We start from the raw sequence: 21,847 nt of genomic DNA on the forward strand, positions 1-21,847 counted from the left end.
ATTCTTTATTAATTATTCTCAGGTTCTTCTTCTTGATTTATATCAGGCAAAGTTAGTCTTGGCAGCTCTACTTCCTCTTCAACTACTGTTGAATCTGATGTTGCTGGGCTACTCTCCACCCGAATTCTTGGTCCAGGACAATTGTATTTTTTGCTGATCTCCACAGTAGGCTCCGGGAATTTCCCAAGTGTTACGCCCAACTCCGGATGCTTATACAATTCTTCCATAAATAACGCATAGATTGGTAATGCTGTCTTAGAACCTTCCCCAGTACCTGAACTATTAAAGTGGATACTTTGTTCATCACAGCCTACCCATACGCCAGTAACCAAATCTTTAGTGACACCCATGTACCATCCATCAACATAATCAGAGGATGTACCGGTCTTCCCACCAATTTCGTTTTCCTTCTCAAACAGATCCCATTCCCATAATGCTTGCGATGTACCCCCAGACTCCTCAATCGTTCCACGCAACATATAAGTCATTAACCAAGCATCTTGCGGACTGATCACCTGTTCTGCCTCAGTTTTAAAAGTCGCTAAAACACGACCATCTTTATCTTCTATTCTGGAAACCAATATTGGTTCTGTCTTTTTTCCTTGATTCATAAAAGTTCCATAGGCACGCACCATCTCAAATACCGTCACTTCATTAGAACCCAATCCTACCGAAGGAACAGATTCTAACTTACTATCAATGCCACACTTTTTGGCCATAGCAACTACTTTGTCCCATCCTACTTCTTCTGTTATCTGAGCGGTCACACTATTCAATGAACGAGCCATTGCATGTCTTAGCGACAGGGAGCGGTGAGAAAAATTCCAATCAGCATTTTTAGGCTCCCAAATTTCATGCTCACCCTTATTGTTCACAAACTCAATTTTCACCGGTTTATCCTCATACGTATCACATGGTGCTTTTCCTGCATCTAACGCTGCCGCATAAGCAAAAGGCTTAAATGTTGACCCTGGTTGTCGCTTAGCCTGGTTCACGTGGTCAAATTTGTAATAATCATGGTTTATTCCCCCTACCCAAACTTTAATCTCACCCGAGTATGGATCCATAGCCATAACACCAGTATTTAACATGGTCAAGTAATGCTTTAAGGAATCCATGGTCGAGAAATTCTCCTTTTCCATACCATCCCAAGTAAAAACCTCCATTTCACGCTTTTTGTTTAGCTCTTCGAAAACTTTTGCCTCATCCTTATACTTTTCCATTAAACTGGTATAGATGGGCAGTTTTCGCGCATGATCTTCTAAGAAATTCGGGATAACATTCCCCTCTTTATCTCTCCACGGTTCTTGACCTCGCCACACATTATCCAAGCGACGTTGCAATTCCTTCATCTTCTCATTTACAGACTCCTCTGCAATCTTCTGCATCCGCGAATCAATCGTTGTATATATTTTTAAACCACTGGTATAAATATCGATTTCATTATCTGTAGCCCATTTCTCTAACCATTTCTCTACTGCTGTCCGCAAATAGGAATCATTGGAGTTACGTTGTTCTTGATTATTCAAGTTCAACCCTAAAGAATCCTTTGAAAGACTGGTAACTTCCTTAGCACTCAGGAATCCTTCCTTTTGCATCTGTCCCAGTACCGTATTACGGCGCGTTAAGGCATTTTTAGGATTGCGAATAGGGTTATAAAGTGTTGTTCCTTTCAACATCCCTACCAATACCGCTGCCTCATTAACGCTCAATTCACTAGGTAATTTATCGAAATAACGAACAGAGGCCGATTTAATACCATAGGCATTATTACTGAAAGATACCGTATTCAAATACATGGTCAATATTTCTTCTTTACCATATTTACTTTCCAGCTTGAAAGCAGTCATCCATTCCTTGTATTTGGTCACCACAAGACCTACCCCTGGAATCTTACCCAATAAACCCTGAGCATCCTTATAACGGGTTCTGTACAAATTTTTAGCTAATTGCTGTGTAATGGTACTGGCACCGCGATCACTACCACTGATAGTTGAGACCACACCACCGAACAAACCAATAAAATCTACCCCATGATGTTTGAAGAATCGTACATCTTCAGTAGCCACCAAGGCATTGATTACATTTTTAGAAATACTATCGTAAGGAACTGGGTCGCGATCTTGTTTATAATATCTTCCGATGAGAACGGAATCAGCAGTATAAAGTTCAGAAGATACATTTAGGCTTGGCAATAAAATTTCTTTCTTAGTTGGCGAAGAACCAAACAAGCCTAAAAAGTTAATTTGAACCGCACAGGTAAATAAAATAACGAAATATATAAGTATCAGCGTAATACGCAAAAATTTGTTTCTGACCCGTCTAAACATAGGGTAAATATGGAGAAAACTTTGGAATTTACTACTGCAATTATGGCAAAAAGTTTACAGTCCGTAAAAATTAACGAAATTTAACAAAACAATCTTTTTGCTTAATCCGCTATTGGGAATCAAGCAATAACGTCCACAAAAACTGTACCCAAATCTATAATAATCCGTAAATTAACTGTTGTATTAAATTTAAATCACTATTTTTACCATGACTTATTAATCGGGGACATGTTAAAACAAACCTTACAACAAAAATTACTTCAAAAGCTTTCACCTCAACAAATACAATTCATCAAATTGCTACAGGTACCTACTGTATCATTAGATGCGCGTATTAAAGAGGAACTGGAGGAAAATCCAGCTCTGGAAGATGGAAGTTTAGCCAACATGAATGATCCCGTGGAGGAATATCCGGACAAGGACCCAGAGGATGATTTTAATGCGGAAGACAATAACTACGAGGAAGAATTTAGTGTAGATGAATATATACAAGAAGATGATTACCGAGATTATGGCGGTGGTTATGATAGCGACGACGACGATAACCGTAAGGAAATCCCCGTGGCCATCCAATCTTCTTTTTTTGAAAACCTACAAAGCCAATTAGACTTATTGGCTTTATCTGACCGTGATTTCTTAATCGGTCAACAGATCATTGGCTCATTAGATGACGATGGTTATTTACGCAGACCAATTCCTTCATTAATAGACGATTTAGCCTTTTCACAGAACGTAATAGTTGAGGAGAAAGAAGTCGAAGATATGCTGAAGATCATTCAAGAATTTGACCCGCATGGAATTGGCGCAAGAAATCTTCAAGAATGTTTAGCTATACAACTTCGTAAAAAAGACCAGGACAATCCGATTGTTCGACAAGCGCAGATTGTGGTAAATGACTTTTTAGAAGAATTCACCAAAAAACATTACGACAAAATTGAACGTCAATTGGGAGTGAACTCGGAAGAATTAAAGGAGATTGTCAATGAGATTTTAAAGCTCAACCCAAAACCGGGCGATTCTGGTGCTGCAGCAGGTAAGCAGCTGCATATCATTCCTGATTTTCACATCAGCAATAACGATGGCACGCTACACCTTACCTTGAACAGCAGAAATGCTCCCGAATTAAGAGTCTCTCGTTCCTATCAGGAAATGTTTGAGCATTACGAAAAAGCAGAGAAGAACGATAAGAAAATGAAGGAGGCTGTTCAATTTGTCAAACAAAAATTAGATTCCGCCAAGTGGTTCATTGACGCCATTAAACAACGTCAACAGACCCTATTAAAAACCATGAATGCCATCATGGAATATCAGTATGACTATTTCCTAACTGGGGATGATCGGATGCTAAAACCCATGATCTTAAAGGATATTGCCGACAAGATCGAAATGGACATTTCCACAGTTTCCCGTGTAGCAAACTCCAAATATGTTCAAACCGAATTTGGAACTTACCTATTGAAATCCTTTTTCTCTGAAGCTATTCAAACCGAATCTGGTGAGGAAGTATCCAACAAAGAAGTGAAAAAGATCCTTGAGGAATGTATTGCCAATGAGGACAAGCGCAAACCGCTTGCTGACGAGAAGCTAACGGACATCCTAAAAGAAAAAGGCTATTCCATTGCTCGTCGTACAGTGGCAAAATACAGAGAAGCCATGAATATTCCAGTTGCACGACTGCGAAAAGAATTATAATCCGCAGGAAATTTAACACGTAAATAGAAAAGGATAGTCAATTCGGCTATCCTTTTTATTTTTTGCTATAGATCTACGAACATTTAACCTTGGTATAACTTTGTATTTCCTTCTATATGGATTCGATATTCTAACGGAATTTCCAAGGATCTGATATGGATCTCCTTCGGATCTCGTTCGGTCGGAACCGAACGAGATCCGAAGGAGATCCGAACAAGTTCCGAAGGAGATCCGAAAGAGTGTCGAAGATATCACCTAGCAAACCCCTTAAAATAGATATGAGATATGAGACATGAGATTTGAGATTATGGTCAGATAGTACAATCAAATGTTAGAAATATTTCTACTTATTTCCGTCTATTTTTCATGAAGGTTTCTGGAAATGCTACGAAAAGGGGGCTCCGCTACCTGATTCTGTGAAAGATTCAATTTTTACATGCTTGATAAAATTTTAAACCCTATAAAAAAGCTTCATATTTTTCGTAAAAGCGATACATTTTAGCCTTTTTGATCTTGACGAAACTTAATAATTTCTATTGGATTTGGCTTCTGAATTGCAAAATGTGTATCCTCATAATTTTTCACTAGAATGGTTAGAATTTCTAATTCATCAGACTCTTTAGAATCAAATTTTAAACCTGTTTACATTAAGAAATAAATTCTTTCCAAATAGCTTTCGTACTGTTTTTCAGATTTAATCGGCTCTAACAAAATCAATTTTTTTAGCGTGTATTTTATCGTATTCCATATGAGTTCCAAAGAAAAAGATTAGCATTCCTTTAAATATAAAAATCAAAGTTTAAAAAGGATAATACTTTTTTTGGTTCTAGTTTTTACTAAGCTCCTTCAAAAACTCCTCTACCGCTTCATCTGTTGTTGCCCATGATGTAACGATTCGACAAACGGCTTTATTACCCTCTAATTTCTCCCAAACGAAAAAGTCAAAATGGGTCTGCAAGTCTTCAATGACAGGGTTTGGCAAAACAGGAAAGAGCTGATTAGTTTCTGGCGGACAGGCAAATTCATAACCTTTTTGAATCAATGCATCAGCAATTCGCATAGCCAATTGATTGGCTCGTTTTGCTAATTGAAAAAATATTTCATCGGTAAACAAAGCTAAGAATTGTGCTCCTATTAGTCTTCCTTTCGCTAGTAAAGCTCCTTTTTGCTTCAACGCATCTGGAAAATCAATCGCTAGGTCGGGCTTGTTAAATACGATGGCCTCCCCTAATAAACCGCCATTCTTGGTGGCACCAATATAGAACACGTCACAAAGTTTGCTCAGGTCTGCAAGGCTAAGATCATTTTTATATGCTGTCAAGCTTACACCCAAGCGTGCACCATCGATGAATAATTTTAAATTCTTCTCTTGGCAGTAGGCATACAGGTCCTGCAGTTCTTTCTTAGAATAAATACTTCCTATTTCTGTACTCTGAGAAATGTAAACCATTGCTGGTTTAACCATATGATGATCCTGATGCGTATTCAATATACTCTCAACTGCAGCAACAGTTAGTTTACCAAGAGCATTAGGAACTACATTTACCTTATGTCCTGTGTTTTCAATGGCCCCAGTTTCATGAACAGCAATGTGCCCTGTATCAGCAGCAATAACAGATTCATAGGGCTTTAACAGGTGACTAATCACCAATAGGTTTGCTTGTGTTCCACCTGATATAAAATAGATGTCGGCCTGATCATTCTGCAGGTAGGATTTTATCTTTTGTTTAGCCAACTCACTTATATGATCTGTGCCATAACCTGGCTCCTGTTGCATATTGGTATCCATAAGCAATTGTAAAATTGCTGGATGAGCACCTTCACTATAATCGTTTCTGAAACTGATTTTTCTTGACATACCCAAAGTTATAAATTCATCGATAATCAAGAACTCAATGCCTATTATTTTTACAAATTGTGCATGAAGTAAGGCTAAAAGAAAGGGGTTGGAAATGTAAATTTCCAACCCCTTTATCATATTTTGTATTTAAAAATGATCTATTTCCCAAACATTCCCGCCAAGCTATCCAAAATACTTCCTTTAGCCTTGCTGTCATTTTTTTGATTAAAGAATTCCCCAACCAAGTCACCTAAACCACCTGAAACATTGGGTTGGGAAGACTGGGCATTTGAAGAACCGCCTCCTAAAACCGAACCAATAAGGTCACCAATACCACCAGAACCACCAGACTGCGATGCTCCACCTCCTAAAATACTTCCTATTAAATCACCTATACCACCGGAACCACCTTGCTCATCTTGACCTTGTTTTTTCTTCCCTAAATAGCCCATTACCAATGGTGCTAATAAGGCTAAAATACCAGCAATCTTACCCATGCTGATACCCGATTTTTCAGAAAGTGATTGTTTTACATTCTCTGTGTTTTTACCGAAGATGTGGTTTACGATTTTGTCCTCATCTTCTGTAGGACCATTAGAAAAAAGACTTCCCAAATTATCGAAAATGCTACCATTATGCTTGCTAGCCAAGGCCTGTTGAATACCATTAGCTTGCTCTGGGCTCTTTTGCGCATTGTAATTTAATGCAGACATCATCAAAGGAATTGCGGCAGAAACAACCCACTGCGTTTGATTTTTGTCTAGTCCAAGTTTTTCAGAAATCCCTTCTGTTGCTTGGGAGCCTATGCTGCCTGAAATTAGATCTGTAAAATTCATGTTTTGGTTTATTTTAATTATTAAATATTAAATTTACGAATCAAATATAGAGCCAAATACATTATTATGAAGAATATAGCCCTTAGCCTATTTTCATGTTGTACACTTTTGTTGACAGCATGTAATAGTACAGATAAAAATACAGCGCCAAAGCCAATAGAAGAAATCAAATTAACAGCCGATATTGCCAAATCTATATTCGCCCTTCCAACCCATTGTTTAGAGGTTGAATACCCGAATAAACTGGGACAAGTATTAGGCTCCGATGCCGATTTAAAATCACCAAAAACCTTACGACCTGTATTTTACGGATGCTTTGATTGGCACTCCTCCGTTCATGGCTATTGGTCCATCATCAAATTGATGAAACAATTCCCAGAACTGGATACGGATGGTAAAATCCGTGCTCTTTTGAACCAACATATCACTTCAGAAAACGTTGAAATTGAAAAAGCTTTTTTTGAGGATCCCAATAATTTGAGTTTCGAAAGAACCTATGGTTGGGCTTGGTTATTTAAATTGCAGGAGGAGTTACACACTTGGGAGGATGCTGATGCTAAACGTTGGGAATCGGCTTTAAAACCATTAGTGGATCTATTGGTAAAAAGATACCAAGAATACCTGCCTAAACTCGTCTACCCTATTCGCGCAGGGCAACATGATAACTCTGCCTTTGGATTATCACTTTCTTTGGATTATGCTAAAACAATGAAAGATCAAGCATTCATCAAAAGCATAGAGGATAATTCTAAAAGGTTATTTGCAAAGGATAACCTATGCAACTTAGCCTATGAACCTTCAGGCTATGACTTCCTATCACCATGTTTAGAAGAGGCCTTTCTAATGAGTAAAGTGTTGGAACCAGGACGCTATGATGCTTGGTTGAAAGCATTTTTACCGAGTCTTTATGAGTCTGGATTTCATTTGGAACCAGCAATCGTTAAAGACCGTACCGATGGCAAATTGGTACATCTGGATGGATTAAACTACAGTCGTGCAGCTTGTTTATTTGGAATTGCAAAAGCCGTTCCTTCCTTAAATCATTTAAAAGATTTGGCGAATGAACATCTAGCATTTTCTATCAATAATATTAGTTCCCAAGATGATTACATGGGCACCCATTGGTTAGGAACTTTTGCCTTATATGCATTATCCGAAAAACCTTAAATACTCCATATTATTATTAATTGGAAAAAACTCATTAAAGTTTTTCAAAGACGGTATTCCTAAAAATAGCGGCAGTTAGAGTTTATCTTCCTGCCGCAGATAGAACATTTTAATCCAACGGTACAAGTTTATTTGCTTCGAGGCGAACAGCAATACGTTGAATCTGAGTAAAACCATCTAGGCTATGAATAATAGCCGAGAGATCAATGCCTCGATTGGAGAGAGTCGATAACAAGGCATTCCGGAAAGCAGTCTTACTACTGCCCCAGTTGGAACGCACAAGCTCATTGTTTAAAATGACCAATTCTTGCGTAGAATAATGATGAAATTGCTCTACTAAATGTTGTTGAAAATCTTTTGTGTGTGACATACAATTCTTGTTTATTTCATTAAACCATCATTGCATCCAGAAAAGAAGGGTGTTGTTCCTATTATATTCGTTTATTTTGGCAGGAAACCCGTATTAATTTACCACCGCGGTGCCGACACTCGGTTGGTATTGCTTGCGCAATTCTGAATACTCTACAAACTTAGTAGATTATTTTTGAATTGACAATAGAAAAACAATCTTTTTTTGATTTATACTTGAAATGGGGACATTAAAAGTAGATTTTATAAAGTAAAATGGTTTACCAACATGCAGTTATTATACCTAAAAATCAAGCAATTAAACCTAGCTTCTACTGTGTATCTGTTAAAAAAAATGATTACAGAACTTAAAAAAATAAAACAATAGAAATTGCTATTTACCAAAACTCGGCAATGGGTAATTTATAAAATGTAGTATCTTTTGTTGATTGCCAAGGCGCCAAACCAAAAGACCAAGTCTTTTCTTTTTTATCTAACATTCGCGCAAAAGATTGATCACCCCAGCTATATTCCACTTTATAGGTTTGACCCGTATCATGAAGCTCCCCGAACATCCTGGGAGTTGAGGTACCTGAAACGCCATTGGTATACATAATCACCTTATCAAACTGCAGACTCGTACCTTCCGGTATTTTCTTAATCAGTTTAACTTCTGGATTTTGCAATTTTATTCGATCATGATACCACTGAAACGAAGGATTTAGGCTATCTAGAAGAACCACGGGATATTTAGAATCTACTGGTTCCTTCTCTTGAAAAAGCCATACTGTTCTTTGAAGATTTAATTTATCCCCTACATAGGCAGCAAAGGGTTGCATCTCACTGATATTCCGCGTTTTCATTTTAATTGTGCTATACAGTAAGAATCCAAAAAGCAGCAAACTAACTGTTATCACCAAGATCAAGATTCGAATAGCTTTCTTTCTTTTTTGCGCCATTAGTTAAGTCAGTTATTTTTTCTCTGTGAAATACATTTCCGTTAATTTGTCAGAAGATATCAAATTTAATTGAAATGATTCTTGGGAAGTAATATTGGCATCTATGGTTTGTTCTTCATAATCCGTAGAATTCAATTCCTGACTTGGTTTATGATGAGTGCTCATGTTTTTATTCATTGCGACTTTTAGTTGCCCTTGGTTATTTTCAATCACCTTAAACCAACCAAAACCTACTTTGGAGGCAACTCGCTCACCGGGTTTCATCGTTTCAAATCTTCCGAAGTACATATCTCCTGCCTTTGGTGTTTCTTGAATTGGAGTCACCTGATCGGCATAAGAGGGTTTTGGACGTAAGGAATCATACGTTAAATAGGCGAAGAAACCGATAAAAAAGAGCGTCATGATATAACCGACAATGGTCAGTTTAAATCGATAGGGAGCTGCAGGAACTTCATGCTCCTTTTGTTTGACCAAGGCATGCATTTCTCCTGTCCATTTTCGCTTTGGGATGGTTTTATTGGTTGATAGATCCCAATATAAGGGAGCAGCGTTTTTATTATATATTCTGAAGAAGGCGGTCCAAGCATAGTTTCGGTAAAAGCCTAAAACCATATCAGCCTCAGTGTTTATTGGATTTTCCAATTGACCTACTGAAAATACCTTTTCCTCTATTCGTTTGGTGTAAAAAAACATAAGCAGTTTCGTTATATTTCAAATAAGTTGATGGCAAATAACAACCCTAATTATCGATAGGGACTTACCAATCATACTTATCAAAAATAGTGGCTGACATTGGCTCAACCTAATTTTTCCCTTGTCCTATTATATAAATTGAGCAACATGAAAAGGTTTATTACGACCCTTATCGCGTGTCTTCTTTAAGAAAATCCAAGAATTGAGAGGGCGTAACACCTGTACTTTTCTTAAAGGCCTTACTAAATATACTATGGGACGAAAAACCACTTACTTCCGCTAAATAGCTTATTTTATATTGTTCAAATTTAGGCTCATTCTTTATTTTCTCAATGATAAAACGAATGCGCAATCCGTTGATATAATCATTGAAATTCATTTCCTTATAGGTGTTTATGATTTTAGATAAGGTTATTGTGTTGGTACCCAAGTAACTTGCTAGGTAGGATAAACTCATTTTACTGTCGGTATACAAGTCGCTAGATTCAAACTCTTCCAATTTATCCAAAATCTTAACGGTCTTATCATCCGGTTGAGCAGGCGTATCAGAATTAATCTCAGCATTAGCCTTGCTTATTCTACGCTCTTCTTGTTTGGCTTTCTCAGCCTTATCAGACTCTTCCAGATTGTGCATAAATTCACGAATCTTCTCTTTATTGTGTTTATTCTCTCGTATTTGATAAACTGTGAACAACACTAAAATCACGATGAGAATAGCTAGTCCTATAAGACTATAGCGCAGAACATAATTGGATTTGGTTTTTGCAATGAGGTCATTTTCCAGTTGGCTAACCTCCATATTATTCAAAATACTGTTGATAAAGTTCGATCTCTTGGTATCCTTAAGTGCTTCATCTTGTTCTAAAAACTTCTGCGAATATTGCATGGCCTTGTCAGAAAGTCCCAATTCCTTACTTGCCAAATAAGCATAACGCATTGCTTCAACTTCATAATCAATATAATCAGCGATGGGAATAGGATGGTTCATGGCTGCCTCGGAAAAGCTTAAAGACTGTTTATAATCAGCCAATTGAAAATAAGCAATGGATGCCATGACACGAGCAACATATTGGAAATCCCCAAAGTTTTCAGAATCCCCCAGCTTGTTGACCTCTTGAAAATAAGGAATAGCCATCTTGAAATCCTTCTTAAAGAAGTAGAATTCACCCTTTGTTAATTTCTGCTGTACAGCAGTTGTCGTTATTTTGTTATGAAATCGTTCTTTAAGTATTTTATCGCTGTATTTTAGTTCTTCCTCTGCCTTGCTAAAGTCCTCATTCATTAAATAGGCTTTCGTCAAATATACTGAAACCGTCGCTTTAGACATTTCCAGGTAATCCAAATCCTCATCACCTACTTTTCCTTGTTCTCCTAAATCAATCAATTCTTTTTTTATGCCCTCCAACTCTTTGGAATAACGCTCAAATTGACCATTCAAATAATAGAAATATACATATTCGGCCTTTGCTAGTGCCCTTTGTATGCCTTCTGGGAACTGTGCAACAAAAGGGTGAGCAGATTCAAATGACTCCTTACTTGCCGGGTAATTCTTTTGACGATAATAGACTTCTCCAATGCTTAATTTGGAAACGAACTGATAAAATGGATCCTTTAGAATCTTGGCTACACTGTCCAAGCGTTCGAAATATTGTCTGGAACGATCCATAATCCCCTCATTGATCAAGATGTTTCCATGCATGTACAATACATTAGCTAATTCTTCTGTTGAAAGATCCTTTTTCTCCAAGTAATTGAGGTAAACAGAATCCTTTGTAACCTCTGCTTTACCTATGAGTTCTGGAATGGAATACTTAGCCAAACTATCTTGTGTGGATTGCAAAGTAATTACATTCGCACTAGCAGAAAGATTGGTAAGAAAGAGTATAGTAAGAAGTCTTAGCAAATAGTTCATAGGTTGAGTTCAATTTATTCAAACCTCCCTTTTTTCAATAAAAAAACACATTTTCTGAAATTGATATATCCAAAAAGAGAGAATAGTCAGCAATTAATTGGCTGTAACGAAAGTTTAAGAGCGAATATAATGCCACTACTGAAATAAAAGCATGCTTTTATCCAAATATCTTTCCTTAAGAAGAAGATTAGTCTACTACAAAATAGAAAATATTGCTTTAAAAACTAAAGAAACATCAAAAAAAGCATTAAAACCGATTTATAAATTAATATAAACTATTACTTTAAGAACGTCCATTAAAAGGTTTCATAATCTTTCTAATGACGGTAGGCAATTGAAAGAGATCAATATCATGATCAAAGACTAGGTATCGATTTTCCCAACGTTTTGTAAACTTCTCTTTGTATTCTCGTTGGGATTTAAAGATTTTGAAATTTGGCATTTTTTGGGAAATAAACTTCATGATTTTCTCAGCAGGATTATCAGCAGTGTCTAATCCGGTTAATGCAACCATCCCTATATTGAGGTATCGATAGCCCTTCTCTTTCGCGTAAGCTATTAGTTTAATAATTAATCCATCCATAGCAGCGCCTGGTGCATCAGCAGTCTTTCGGATCAAATCATACGTACATTCTTCATAAGCGAAATCAGGAATGATATTTAGAAATGCCTTCGTTGATCCTTCTTCATCACAAAGAATAATGAGGTCATGTTTTCTTAAATCTTCACGATTGAACCAACCTTGAGAGAATCCCATTTCTTTTTTCTCAAATACATGCAACCATTCATTGGATACAGCCTCAAGCTCCAAAAGGATTTCATCTGGTTGAGGGGACAGACTTATGAAAGCTTCATAGCCATTTTTCTGCAAGTTATTCAAACCATTACGCAAAGATTTCTTTTCCTTGCCTTCCAGTGTAAACTCCCTTAAATCCACAATAGCCTCTTGTCCGATTAATAATTTCTTCTTCTTATTGGCTTGGAAATACATCAAACTATCTTCTTCTACACGATAATATATAGCTGCCCAACCTCTTTTTTTACAGAATCGTTCAAACTCCAATATTAGATCTTCTTTATCGCGTAATGAACATACCGGTTCTTCCAATACAACAGCATAATGATTGGCTACTCGATAGGCAGTAAATCCATCTGCCACCTCAGAGAAAAACAATTCCTTGTCGACCGCATATTTAAAATAATCCAAGGATGAACGTCCATGGTTTTTGACATGTAATTTGGCCAAACTTTGCTCATCCTGATCTTGAATGGAAAGACTGTATTTTTTAGGCACTAAAAGCGCATAAAAGAAGATTAACCAACATAAGAAGCCTAATATTTGACAAATACGAAGGAATTCTTTCGCAAAGGTTGTTTTAGGCTCTAAGTCAGTATCGGCGAAAAACAGAAAGCAATTTATGGCCTGCATCAGGGATTGTTTCAAATTGAACTCCATTCCAAAATGTCGGTAATCAATGAAATAAAAGCCGACAGCAGAGAAGATACAAACGGCAATAAACATGGTTATAAATGTTCCGAAACCAATTCGTAGCCACTTGATACTAGACTTAACACGGTATTCTTTTTGGCTTGTTAGTAAAAGTACTAGAATGATGAGAGCAAGAACTGCCTCTTCATAATCAAATGCTTTCAATAAATGGCCGATTATGGAAAGAAAACAGAAGGTAATGGCGGCCCAGTAAGCCGACCTGAAGCCCTTTATCAGATAGGCCGAAACCAGTATTAATGCAACCCCTAAGACGATAATAAGCATCTTGGAGGAATACATGGTCTGGGAATTTATATAGAATTTCTCCCATTTCATCCGTTCAGCAAATGGCGGTGTAAGTACCGAGCAAAGATTGACCATTCCCAGAAAAAAGATCAATAAGGAAGGACCAAGTCGGGTAACCAGTTGTTTTCCTCGCCATGCAAAGGCTAATAATCCTAAAAACAAGGGAAGCCAGAACTCAAAAATCCTATAAAGCAAGGTAATTCCAAGGCCAGCAACGTTGGTATAACCATATTGTTGGAAAACATACAACATAGAGAATTCAACAGCACCAAGTCCCCTTAAAAACGGTGAGACGATCATTAAAATCACCGATACAGTATAAGAAACTACCGCAGCCTCAAAAGAATGATGTATATCCAAAGCATACATAGCTATGTACACATGGATAATCCCACACAATTCAATCATTAAGGAATAGAAAATAGTATAGTATAAGGATCCTTTCTTCACATTGGCAGAACAGATATTCTCGAGGTTATTGGCAAAAGCAGGAAAATAACGCTCAGCAAGCTTATATAACCATGATCGTTTTCTGAAACTATAATATAGAAAGTAGATTAATCCTAAAAAACCTCCTAATATCAGAAGGGATACCCAAGCACTACCTAAGGTTTGATTGCGTAAGAAGGAATAGAGTAAAACTGGAATAGCGACCAAAAACACCGTTAGCAGACCAATAAACCCATATAGTGCCCCTGCTTGGTGGATTTGCATTTTGTTTAGATTCCTTCTTCTCAATTGAGTACTGGTATAAGCCAAAGAACTGATTCCCCCTGCCGGTAAAAAAACCGAAAGGAAATTTCGCTTCAGAAATAGTTCTACTGCAATGCCGAGGTTAATATCCAATGACAATGCTTTGAAGCTTGCCCTATACATCATTCCTTGAAAATAGACATACAGGAAAGTCACGAGTAACCCTGCTAATAACCAGAAAGGATTCGCACGGTTCAACATAGGACCTATTTCCATAAGTTCCTTACGTTGCTCTCTGAAAAATATAAAGGCTAGTAAAATAATTAAAACAGCTAGAATTTCTTTCCAATAGGATTTTGGAGAGAATTTCCGAATGTGATGAAGGAGTTTTTTCACCATAGAAAAAGCGTAAAAAATAAGGTTAGTTCTTAATCAGGGTTAAATTTAAAGAACGCATATTTTTAATTAGTTAAATTAATATTATCATTAAGATATGAGTTAATACTATGCCCATAACAACCATATCTGTCAATAGTCCTGTTACGATTGTCCAGCCCTTCTTTTCAGATGATCATCAATATGATTAACAAATTGATTACTTGCTCATTACTCACTGATTCAAATAGTCTTTCCTAAAAATTAAACAATCGATTGAGTAGCATTCGAATTTTAAAATAAGCGCCGTCTTAACTATTATTGAGAATAAATTTTTAATTATGATAAGAAAATCCATTTCACAAATCTCACAAATCCTCTGTATTTTACTCATATTGGGTATATCCAGTTGTTCAAAAACAGCTACAGGTACCGGGGTAACCCCGACACCAAAACCTGAACCAAAACCACCGGTTCAGGAACAAACAGGACATCAGGGTTCACAATTCAACATTCCTTTGGCCGGGAATGCCTTTGTTACCAGTCCAAGTACCGGTTTTACAGAGACTATAGCAGATCCAGCTGGACTAAAAAACTGGACGAGCAGTAATACTGTCATTAGCACATATGTCAAATTTCCTAAAGCAGGGAAAATTCGTATCTCCGTGCTAGCTAAAGCAGCAGCAGAAGGAGAAAACAACAGCGTTGAACTCCGTATTGGTGATCAAAAGAAATCGTTCAATATTAATTCGGCAACACAGAAAGAATATATGATAGGTGATTTCAATGTAACTGCAGGTTATGTTAAAATTGACCTTCAGGGTGTTCGTGCAAGCAATTTATATTATGGTGAGCTAAGCGAAATGATCATTTCTGGTGATGCTACATTAGGAGGACTTACCTATGCTAACAAAACAGACTTTTATTATTGGGCAAGACGTGGCCCTTCCTGTCATTTGAGTTATACGGTTCCAACATCAGAAAATGTTAACTATTACTATTCTGAAATCAATGTTCCTGTAGGTCAAGATCCTGTAGGATCTTACTTCATGGCAAATGGTTTTGGAGAAGGTTATTTCGGCTTTCAAGTAAATTCTACTTCAGAGCGTCGAATTTTGTTTTCTGTATGGAGTCCATTCAATACGGATAATCCGAATAACATTCCGGAAGATCAAAAAATCAAATTAAATCGTAAAGGACCTGATGTTTATACCGGAGAATTCGGAAATGAAGGTTCTGGTGGACAAAGTTATTTAAAATATACTTGGAAAGCAGGAACAACCTATCGTTTCCTGCTGAAAGGAGAACCTGATGGTAACAATAAAACGGATTATACCGCTTGGTTTTATAAAACAGAAACTAACGAGTGGGTTTTAATAGCAAGTTTTAAACGTCCGGCAACCAATACTTATCTGAAAGGCTTCCATGGTTTCTTAGAGAATTTTAGCCCTAACAATGGACATTTCGGTCGTACAGCTAACTATATGAATCAATGGGTTCGGACTGCTGCTGGTTCTTGGTTGAAAGTAAATGAAGCAAAATTTACAGTTGATAATACCTACAATCAAAAACAACGAATTGATGCATTGGGTGGAGCCAATGAGACAGGTTTCTTTTTAAAGAATGGAGGTTTCTTTAATGATTATGTAGCTCCAAATACAAAATTCACATTTAATAATAGTCAATCTGCTCCTAGTATCGACTTGACTAAACTTCCATAATGGAATACATAAAATAAGGCTTGCCATTGCTGCAAGCCTTATTTTTTATATTTATAGTCTTCCAAAGAAAAATAAAATTCGAGATTTATCTACAAATTGCGGTAAGATTAAAAACTTTCAATAAGTACTTATAAAAGCTCTTTGCTTTTCAGTATATTTACCAATATGATACATGTAGCGTGTGCTTTAATTGAAAAGGATCAGCAGGTCCTTATTTGCCAACGTTCTGCCAGCATGAAACTACCTCTGAAATGGGAATTCCCAGGAGGTAAACAAGAGGAAGGCGAATCGTTGGAAGAATGTCTATTGCGTGAGGTTAAAGAAGAAATAAATCTTGACATTGAAATCCTAGAGCCACTTACTAAGGTGGAATACCATTATCCAGATTTTTCACTTACACTTTATCCTTATGTATGTAAAGAAGTTAGTGGTAAATTAAAAGCAATGGAACATGATCAGGTTATCTGGGTTGATCAAACTGAACTTTTCCGGTACGATTGGGCAAATGCCGATCTGCCGGTAATTGAAGAGTATATAAGAACAAGGAGGTAAGCAATTACCTCCTTGTTTTTTTCACAGGTTTTAAGACCTTGTATTTAAATCAATTCCCTAAGGGCAATCTCATAAGCTCGAGAAGACAAATTCGTCTTCGTATCCCCGGCATGAACTTTTATTTGATTAATTGCTTGCCCGATCACATCGGATACATCCGTAAAGATGGACTCGTCACTAATTTCAACATTAGGTTGCATTAGAAAAGCAAAAACCCTTGCCATTCCACAGTTAGCAATAAAATCTGGAATGACCGCCACATGATTATCGGCATATTCCATCACTGGTCCATAGAAGATTTCACGATCAGCAAAAGGTACATTGGCTCCAGAAGCAATCACCTCTAACCCATGCTCAACCATCTCACTAATTTGTTCTTTGGATACTAACCTAGAAGCTGCAGCAGGAATGAAAATTTCTGCTCCACATGACCATACTTGTTGATTGATATCCTCAAAAGAAAGGAGTTGATCTGCTTTTAAGGCATTTCCTTCGCGCTCTAAGAACAACTTGGTGATCTCTTCCTCCGTAAATCCTTCTGGATTCAACAAACCGCCCACACGGTCAATTATTCCAACAACTTTAACCCCAAGCTTACTGAGATAGAAAGCCGCTGATGCAGCTACATTACCCCATCCTTGGATAATAGCTCGCTTACCTTCGATATTGCCATCAAATAATTGATAGTAATGTTTTACAGATTCAGAAACTCCATAACCCGTAATCATATCGGCAATCTTATATTTTCTTTTCAGATCTGGGCTGAAATGGGGATCTTCCAATACCTTGGATACACCGTAACGCAATTGACCGATCTGATGAATACGACCATGCTCACGAACATCGAAGTGACCATTTAACACCCCTTCTTGCGGATGCCATAAACCGTATTGTTCGGTGATTGGAATCACATCGTGGATTTCATCGATATTTAAATCCCCACCTGTACCATAATAGTTCTTCAACAATGGAGTAACCACTTTAAACCACCTTTCTAGAACCCCTTGTTTTCGAGGGTCGGAAGGGTCAAAATTAATTCCAGATTTAGCACCACCTATGGCAGGACCTGAAACCGTAAATTTTACCTCCATGGTCTTCGCCAATGACATGACTTCATTACGATCTAATCCTTTACGCATACGCGTACCACCACCTGCGGCACCTCCTCTTAAAGAATTGATGACTACCCAACCTTCAGCGTCGGTTTCGGTATCTTTCCATTCAAATACAATCTCAGGTTGTTTATCCTCAAAGGTCTTCAATAAGGCCTTCATATTACTTTGGTTCATGCTTCTTGATACTTATAAATTACCTCTACGTTCTTGTTCTCTTTCAATGGCTTCAAAGAGTGCTTTAAAATTACCAGCACCAAAACTTTGCGCTCCTTTACGCTGAATAATCTCAAAGAAAAGCGTAGGACGATCTTGAACAGGCTTGGTGAAAATTTGCAATAAATAACCTTCCTCATCACGATCCACCAAAATACCAAGCTCTTGAATGGTTTTGATCTCTTCATCGATTTCTCCTACCCTTTCCGGCAACATATCGTAATATGCCTCTGGTGGAGCACCTAAGAATTCTACACCACGAGCTTTTAATGCACGTACGGTTTTAACGATATCCTTGGTACATAAAGCAGCGTGTTGCACTCCCTCTCCTTCATAGAATTCTAAGTATTCTTCAATTTGTGATTTCTTCTTGCCTTCTGCAGGTTCATTAATAGGGAATTTCACATAACCATTACCATTACTCATCACCTTACTCATTAAAGCCGAGTACTCGGTATTGATTTGCTTATCATCAAAGGAGAGGATATTTACAAATCCCATTACGTTTTGATACCATTCCACAGTTTCATTCATACGGTCCCAGCCAACATTACCCACACAATGGTCAACATACAATAAACCTGTTTCTTCAGGATTATAGTCACTTTCCCATTTTGAATAACCTGGCATAAAGGTTCCATTGTAGTTCTTACGTTCTACAAAAAGGTGTACTGTTTCGCCGTAGGTGTAAATACCTGCTGTACGAAGTTCACCAAAATCATCGTTCATGATTTTTAATTCCTGATAGGATTTCGCTCCACGCTTGATGGTCTCTTGATAGGATTTCTCGGCATCATCTACCCATAATGCTAAGATCTTTACCCCATCTCCATGTTTTTTCACATGTTCTGCAATCGGGTGGTCAGATTTTAAAGCACTTGTAAGAACGATTCTAATTTTATCTTGTTTCAGCACATAACTAGCACGATCGCGGACACCAGTCTCCGGACCTGCATAGGCTTCAGATTGAAACCCAAATGCTGTTTTATAATAATGTGCTGCTTGTTTAGCATTTCCTACATAAAACTCAATGTAGTCTGTGCCATTGATCGGAAGAAAATCTTGCGCTTTAGCAATCTTTTCTGCAAATGTCTGTGTCATATTTAATTTAAATTGGGTTACGCGTTAATCCATGAAATATAATAATCTGGGTCTTCCAGTTCTAAAGCTTGCTCTGTAAGCATCAAAGGTCTAAAAGGATCAATCATAACTGCTAATTCTTCTGTCTTTGTCTGACCAATACTTTTTTCTACAGTACCTGGATGTGGCCCATGTGGAATACCACCAGGGTGCAGGGTTATTTGACCCCTTTCTACCGACTTACGACTCATAAAATCGCCATCTACATAGTACAATACCTCATCGGAATCCACATTACTGTGGTTATAAGGCGCAGGGATTGAATCTGGATGGTAATCGTATAATCGAGGGCAGAAACTACATAGCACAAATGAATTGGTTTCAAATGTTTGATGCACTGGAGGTGGTTGATGTAATTTACCTGTGATAGGCATAAAATCATGAATGGAAAAAGCCCAAGGATAATGATATCCATACCAACCAACAAAATCAAATGGGTGGGTGGCATATAAGTAAGGATAGATTAATCCTTGTTTTTTGATCTTAATTTCATACTCACCTTTCTCATCATAAGTCTTTAAATTAGAAGGTCTTTTGATATCTCGCTCACAGAAAGGTGCATGTTCCATTAATTGACCAAATTCATTACGATAGCGTTTTGGTGTTTTAATAGGCTCGAAAGACTCAACGATAAACAATCGGTTATCGGAACTATCAAATTCCAATTGATAAATAACCCCGCGAGGGATTACTAAATAATCACCATATTTAAATGGGATTTCACCATAACCTGTTAACAGTTTCCCCGATCCTTCATGAATAAAAATGACTTCATCAGCTTGGCTGTTTTTATAAAAGTAATCCTTCATAGACTCCATAGGAGCCGCTAAGGAGATGTGCAGGTCTTGGTTTACCAGTACCGGTACGCGACTTTCCAGGTAATCGGCTTTAGGTTTTACTTGAAAACCTTTCAAGCTGGTATGTTTGAGATGTTTCTCACGAGCAATTTTTGGGGAAACATCATAAGGATCGCGGATAGCTTTTACTAATGTAGGCGGGTAGCAATGGTATACCAAAGAATACACGCTGGAGAAGCCGTGTGTAGAGACCAGCTCCTCTGCATAAAGCTCACCATCCGGTTTCCGGAATACAGTGTGTCTTTTTTCAGGGATTTCTCCCAAATGATGATAGATTGGCATAATTCGAAAATTTATAGTAAATGGATAGCAGACTAACCAACAGGATTAATCTATGAATACAAGAAACTAAAGGAGGAATTAGTATTGTGCGAAGACAACTTCGGCCAATAATGCCTTTACAAAAGGCATCAAACCCATGGATAGGTTTCTATGTTTATTTCCTAAGTTGTTCATAATTGGGTATCAACTAAATCAAATATAAGTTTTATAATCTTATATTTACAGCGATGTTGAAAATATATCTGATCAGATGAAATATATTTTCCGAATTATAGACTTACACAAGTAGTAGAAGCGTAAATTTATTTGTCGCTGCAAAAACTTTTATGAGAATTGTAACCTATTTAGAGCACGATATCGAAAGGATTGGCCTTTTCTTAGATGGATTAGTCTATCCTTGCCACCTGATATCCAAAGAATTACCCACAGACTTATTAAGCATATTACAACAAGGAGATGCCGGTCTAGCCCAACTCCAAAGTCTTAACCAAAAGATAATATCAGACAGCAATCTCCAGCATTTAGGGATTCCTATTGATCAACTTCAAATCCTCGCTCCATTACCTAATCCACCTTCTTTTAGGGACGCTTATGCTTTCAGGCAACATGTTGAAACCTCAAGAGCTAATCGTGGTTTAGAAATGATTCCTGAATTTGATCAGTTTCCGGTATTCTATTTCTCAAACCATCAAGCTATTCAGGGAGGCGGTAAAGTGAAATGTATGCCTAGGCATTTTGAACACTTAGATTTTGAATTAGAAGTCGCCATCATTATCCATAAAAAGGGTCGAAATATCAAAGCCGCAGAGGCTGATAGCTATATTGCTGGATTGATGATATTAAATGACATCAGTGCCAGAACTTTACAAATAGAAGAAATGAAACTGAATCTAGGTCCTGCAAAAGGTAAGGACTTCGCGAGTGCCTTTGGCCCTTATTTAGTGACTATGGACGAATTAGCATCTTACAAGACATCGCCCAAGGAAGGGCATATTGGTGCGGTATACGACCTAAAAATGAGCTGCACTGTCAATGGTATCCAAGTATCTTCTGGTTCAATGGCAGACATGCATTGGACTTTTGCTGAGATCATTGAGCGTGTATCCTATGGAGTAACATTATACCCTGGCGATATCATTGGTTCAGGAACAGTGGGTACAGGTTGTTTCCTGGAACTTAACGGAACAGGAAAACGTAAAGATCCAAACTACCAAGAACAGTGGTTGCAAAAAGGTGATATAGTAGAAATGGAAGTTACTGGATTAGGTAAACTTTCCAATACTTTTATCGAGGAATAGAAATCCAATTGAATCTTAAATCTATATAA

16 protein-coding genes and 1 riboswitch are annotated in these 21,847 nt (G+C 37.4%); of the genes, 5 read left to right on the forward strand and 11 right to left on the reverse strand.

Features of this window, described 5'->3' with window-relative positions; all coding sequences use genetic code 11:
• Positions 1–8 precede the first annotated feature (8 nt).
• Positions 9–2,330, reverse strand: coding sequence for a penicillin-binding protein 1A (locus ABD676_RS08985; RefSeq protein ID WP_344674332.1), 2,322 nt, complete (start codon positions 2,328–2,330; stop codon positions 9–11).
• Positions 2,331–2,558: 228 nt separating this feature from the next.
• Between ABD676_RS08985 and rpoN the strand changes: the two genes are divergently transcribed.
• Complete coding sequence (rpoN, locus tag ABD676_RS08990) at positions 2,559–4,022, forward strand: RNA polymerase factor sigma-54 (RefSeq protein WP_344674333.1); 1,464 nt, start codon at positions 2,559–2,561, stop codon at positions 4,020–4,022.
• A gap of 826 nt (positions 4,023–4,848) precedes the next feature.
• On the opposite strand, the gene ABD676_RS08995 is transcribed toward rpoN, so the two are convergent.
• Entirely contained in the window at positions 4,849–5,880 is a 1,032-nt protein-coding gene (locus tag ABD676_RS08995; protein ID WP_344674334.1) for a threonine aldolase family protein, read from the reverse strand.
• Between the two features lie 140 nt (positions 5,881–6,020).
• On the reverse strand, positions 6,021–6,698 hold the full coding sequence (locus ABD676_RS09000) for a DUF937 domain-containing protein (RefSeq protein WP_344674335.1): 678 nt from the start codon (positions 6,696–6,698) through the stop codon (positions 6,021–6,023).
• Between the two features lie 66 nt (positions 6,699–6,764).
• Between ABD676_RS09000 and ABD676_RS09005 the strand changes: the two genes are divergently transcribed.
• The gene (locus tag ABD676_RS09005) at positions 6,765–7,865 is read left to right on the forward strand and encodes a DUF2891 domain-containing protein (protein WP_344674336.1); all 1,101 of its coding nucleotides are present in this window, start codon (positions 6,765–6,767) and stop codon (positions 7,863–7,865) included.
• A gap of 109 nt (positions 7,866–7,974) precedes the next feature.
• On the opposite strand, the gene ABD676_RS09010 is transcribed toward ABD676_RS09005, so the two are convergent.
• The 5 genes from ABD676_RS09010 to ABD676_RS09030 all read right to left on the reverse strand — a co-directional run bounded on the left by ABD676_RS09010 (position 7,975) and on the right by ABD676_RS09030 (position 14,664).
• On the reverse strand, positions 7,975–8,235 hold the full coding sequence (locus ABD676_RS09010; protein WP_344674337.1) for a 5-oxoprolinase: 261 nt from the start codon (positions 8,233–8,235) through the stop codon (positions 7,975–7,977).
• 61 nt (positions 8,236–8,296) lie between these two features.
• A riboswitch (SAM-I-IV-variant riboswitch) is annotated at positions 8,297–8,391 on the reverse strand.
• A gap of 220 nt (positions 8,392–8,611) precedes the next feature.
• Entirely contained in the window at positions 8,612–9,076 is a 465-nt protein-coding gene (locus ABD676_RS09015; RefSeq protein WP_344674338.1) for a hypothetical protein, read from the reverse strand.
• Positions 9,077–9,184: 108 nt separating this feature from the next.
• Positions 9,185–9,865: a hypothetical protein gene (locus ABD676_RS09020; protein ID WP_344674339.1), complete on the reverse strand. Its 681-nt coding sequence runs from the start codon at positions 9,863–9,865 to the stop codon at positions 9,185–9,187.
• A gap of 169 nt (positions 9,866–10,034) precedes the next feature.
• The gene (locus tag ABD676_RS09025) at positions 10,035–11,777 is read right to left on the reverse strand and encodes a helix-turn-helix domain-containing protein (RefSeq protein ID WP_344674340.1); all 1,743 of its coding nucleotides are present in this window, start codon (positions 11,775–11,777) and stop codon (positions 10,035–10,037) included.
• Positions 11,778–12,060: 283 nt separating this feature from the next.
• Positions 12,061–14,664 carry a phosphatidylglycerol lysyltransferase domain-containing protein gene (locus ABD676_RS09030; protein ID WP_344674341.1) on the reverse strand — a complete coding sequence of 868 codons (2,604 nt, stop codon included), beginning with the start codon at positions 14,662–14,664 and terminating at the stop codon, positions 12,061–12,063.
• A gap of 317 nt (positions 14,665–14,981) precedes the next feature.
• Between ABD676_RS09030 and ABD676_RS09035 the strand changes: the two genes are divergently transcribed.
• Together ABD676_RS09035 and ABD676_RS09040 are read left to right on the forward strand one after the other, a co-directional pair.
• A complete protein-coding gene (locus tag ABD676_RS09035) occupies positions 14,982–16,361 on the forward strand; it encodes a DUF3472 domain-containing protein (RefSeq protein WP_344674342.1) in 1,380 nt (459 codons plus the stop codon).
• A 165-nt stretch (positions 16,362–16,526) separates the two neighbouring features.
• Positions 16,527–16,913 carry a (deoxy)nucleoside triphosphate pyrophosphohydrolase gene (locus tag ABD676_RS09040; RefSeq protein ID WP_344674343.1) on the forward strand — a complete coding sequence of 129 codons (387 nt, stop codon included), beginning with the start codon at positions 16,527–16,529 and terminating at the stop codon, positions 16,911–16,913.
• 44 nt (positions 16,914–16,957) lie between these two features.
• Here the strand turns inward: ABD676_RS09040 and ABD676_RS09045 are convergent, their stop codons facing one another.
• From ABD676_RS09045 to ABD676_RS09055, 3 genes are read right to left on the reverse strand one after another with little or no spacing between them, the layout of a single operon-like run.
• Complete coding sequence (locus ABD676_RS09045; RefSeq protein ID WP_344674344.1) at positions 16,958–18,202, reverse strand: Glu/Leu/Phe/Val dehydrogenase dimerization domain-containing protein; 1,245 nt, start codon at positions 18,200–18,202, stop codon at positions 16,958–16,960.
• 12 nt (positions 18,203–18,214) lie between these two features.
• The gene (hppD, locus tag ABD676_RS09050; RefSeq protein ID WP_344674345.1) at positions 18,215–19,342 is read right to left on the reverse strand and encodes a 4-hydroxyphenylpyruvate dioxygenase; all 1,128 of its coding nucleotides are present in this window, start codon (positions 19,340–19,342) and stop codon (positions 18,215–18,217) included.
• Positions 19,343–19,359: 17 nt separating this feature from the next.
• Positions 19,360–20,520 (reverse strand): homogentisate 1,2-dioxygenase, encoded by a 1,161-nt coding sequence (locus ABD676_RS09055; RefSeq protein WP_344674346.1) that lies wholly within the window; start codon positions 20,518–20,520, stop codon positions 19,360–19,362.
• Positions 20,521–20,846: 326 nt separating this feature from the next.
• Between ABD676_RS09055 and ABD676_RS09060 the strand changes: the two genes are divergently transcribed.
• Entirely contained in the window at positions 20,847–21,818 is a 972-nt protein-coding gene (locus ABD676_RS09060; protein ID WP_344674347.1) for a fumarylacetoacetate hydrolase family protein, read from the forward strand.
• The last annotated feature ends 29 nt before the right edge of the window (positions 21,819–21,847 follow it).

This window comes from Sphingobacterium kyonggiense (assembly GCF_039536825.1).
GTDB lineage: Bacteria > Bacteroidota > Bacteroidia > Sphingobacteriales > Sphingobacteriaceae > Sphingobacterium > Sphingobacterium kyonggiense.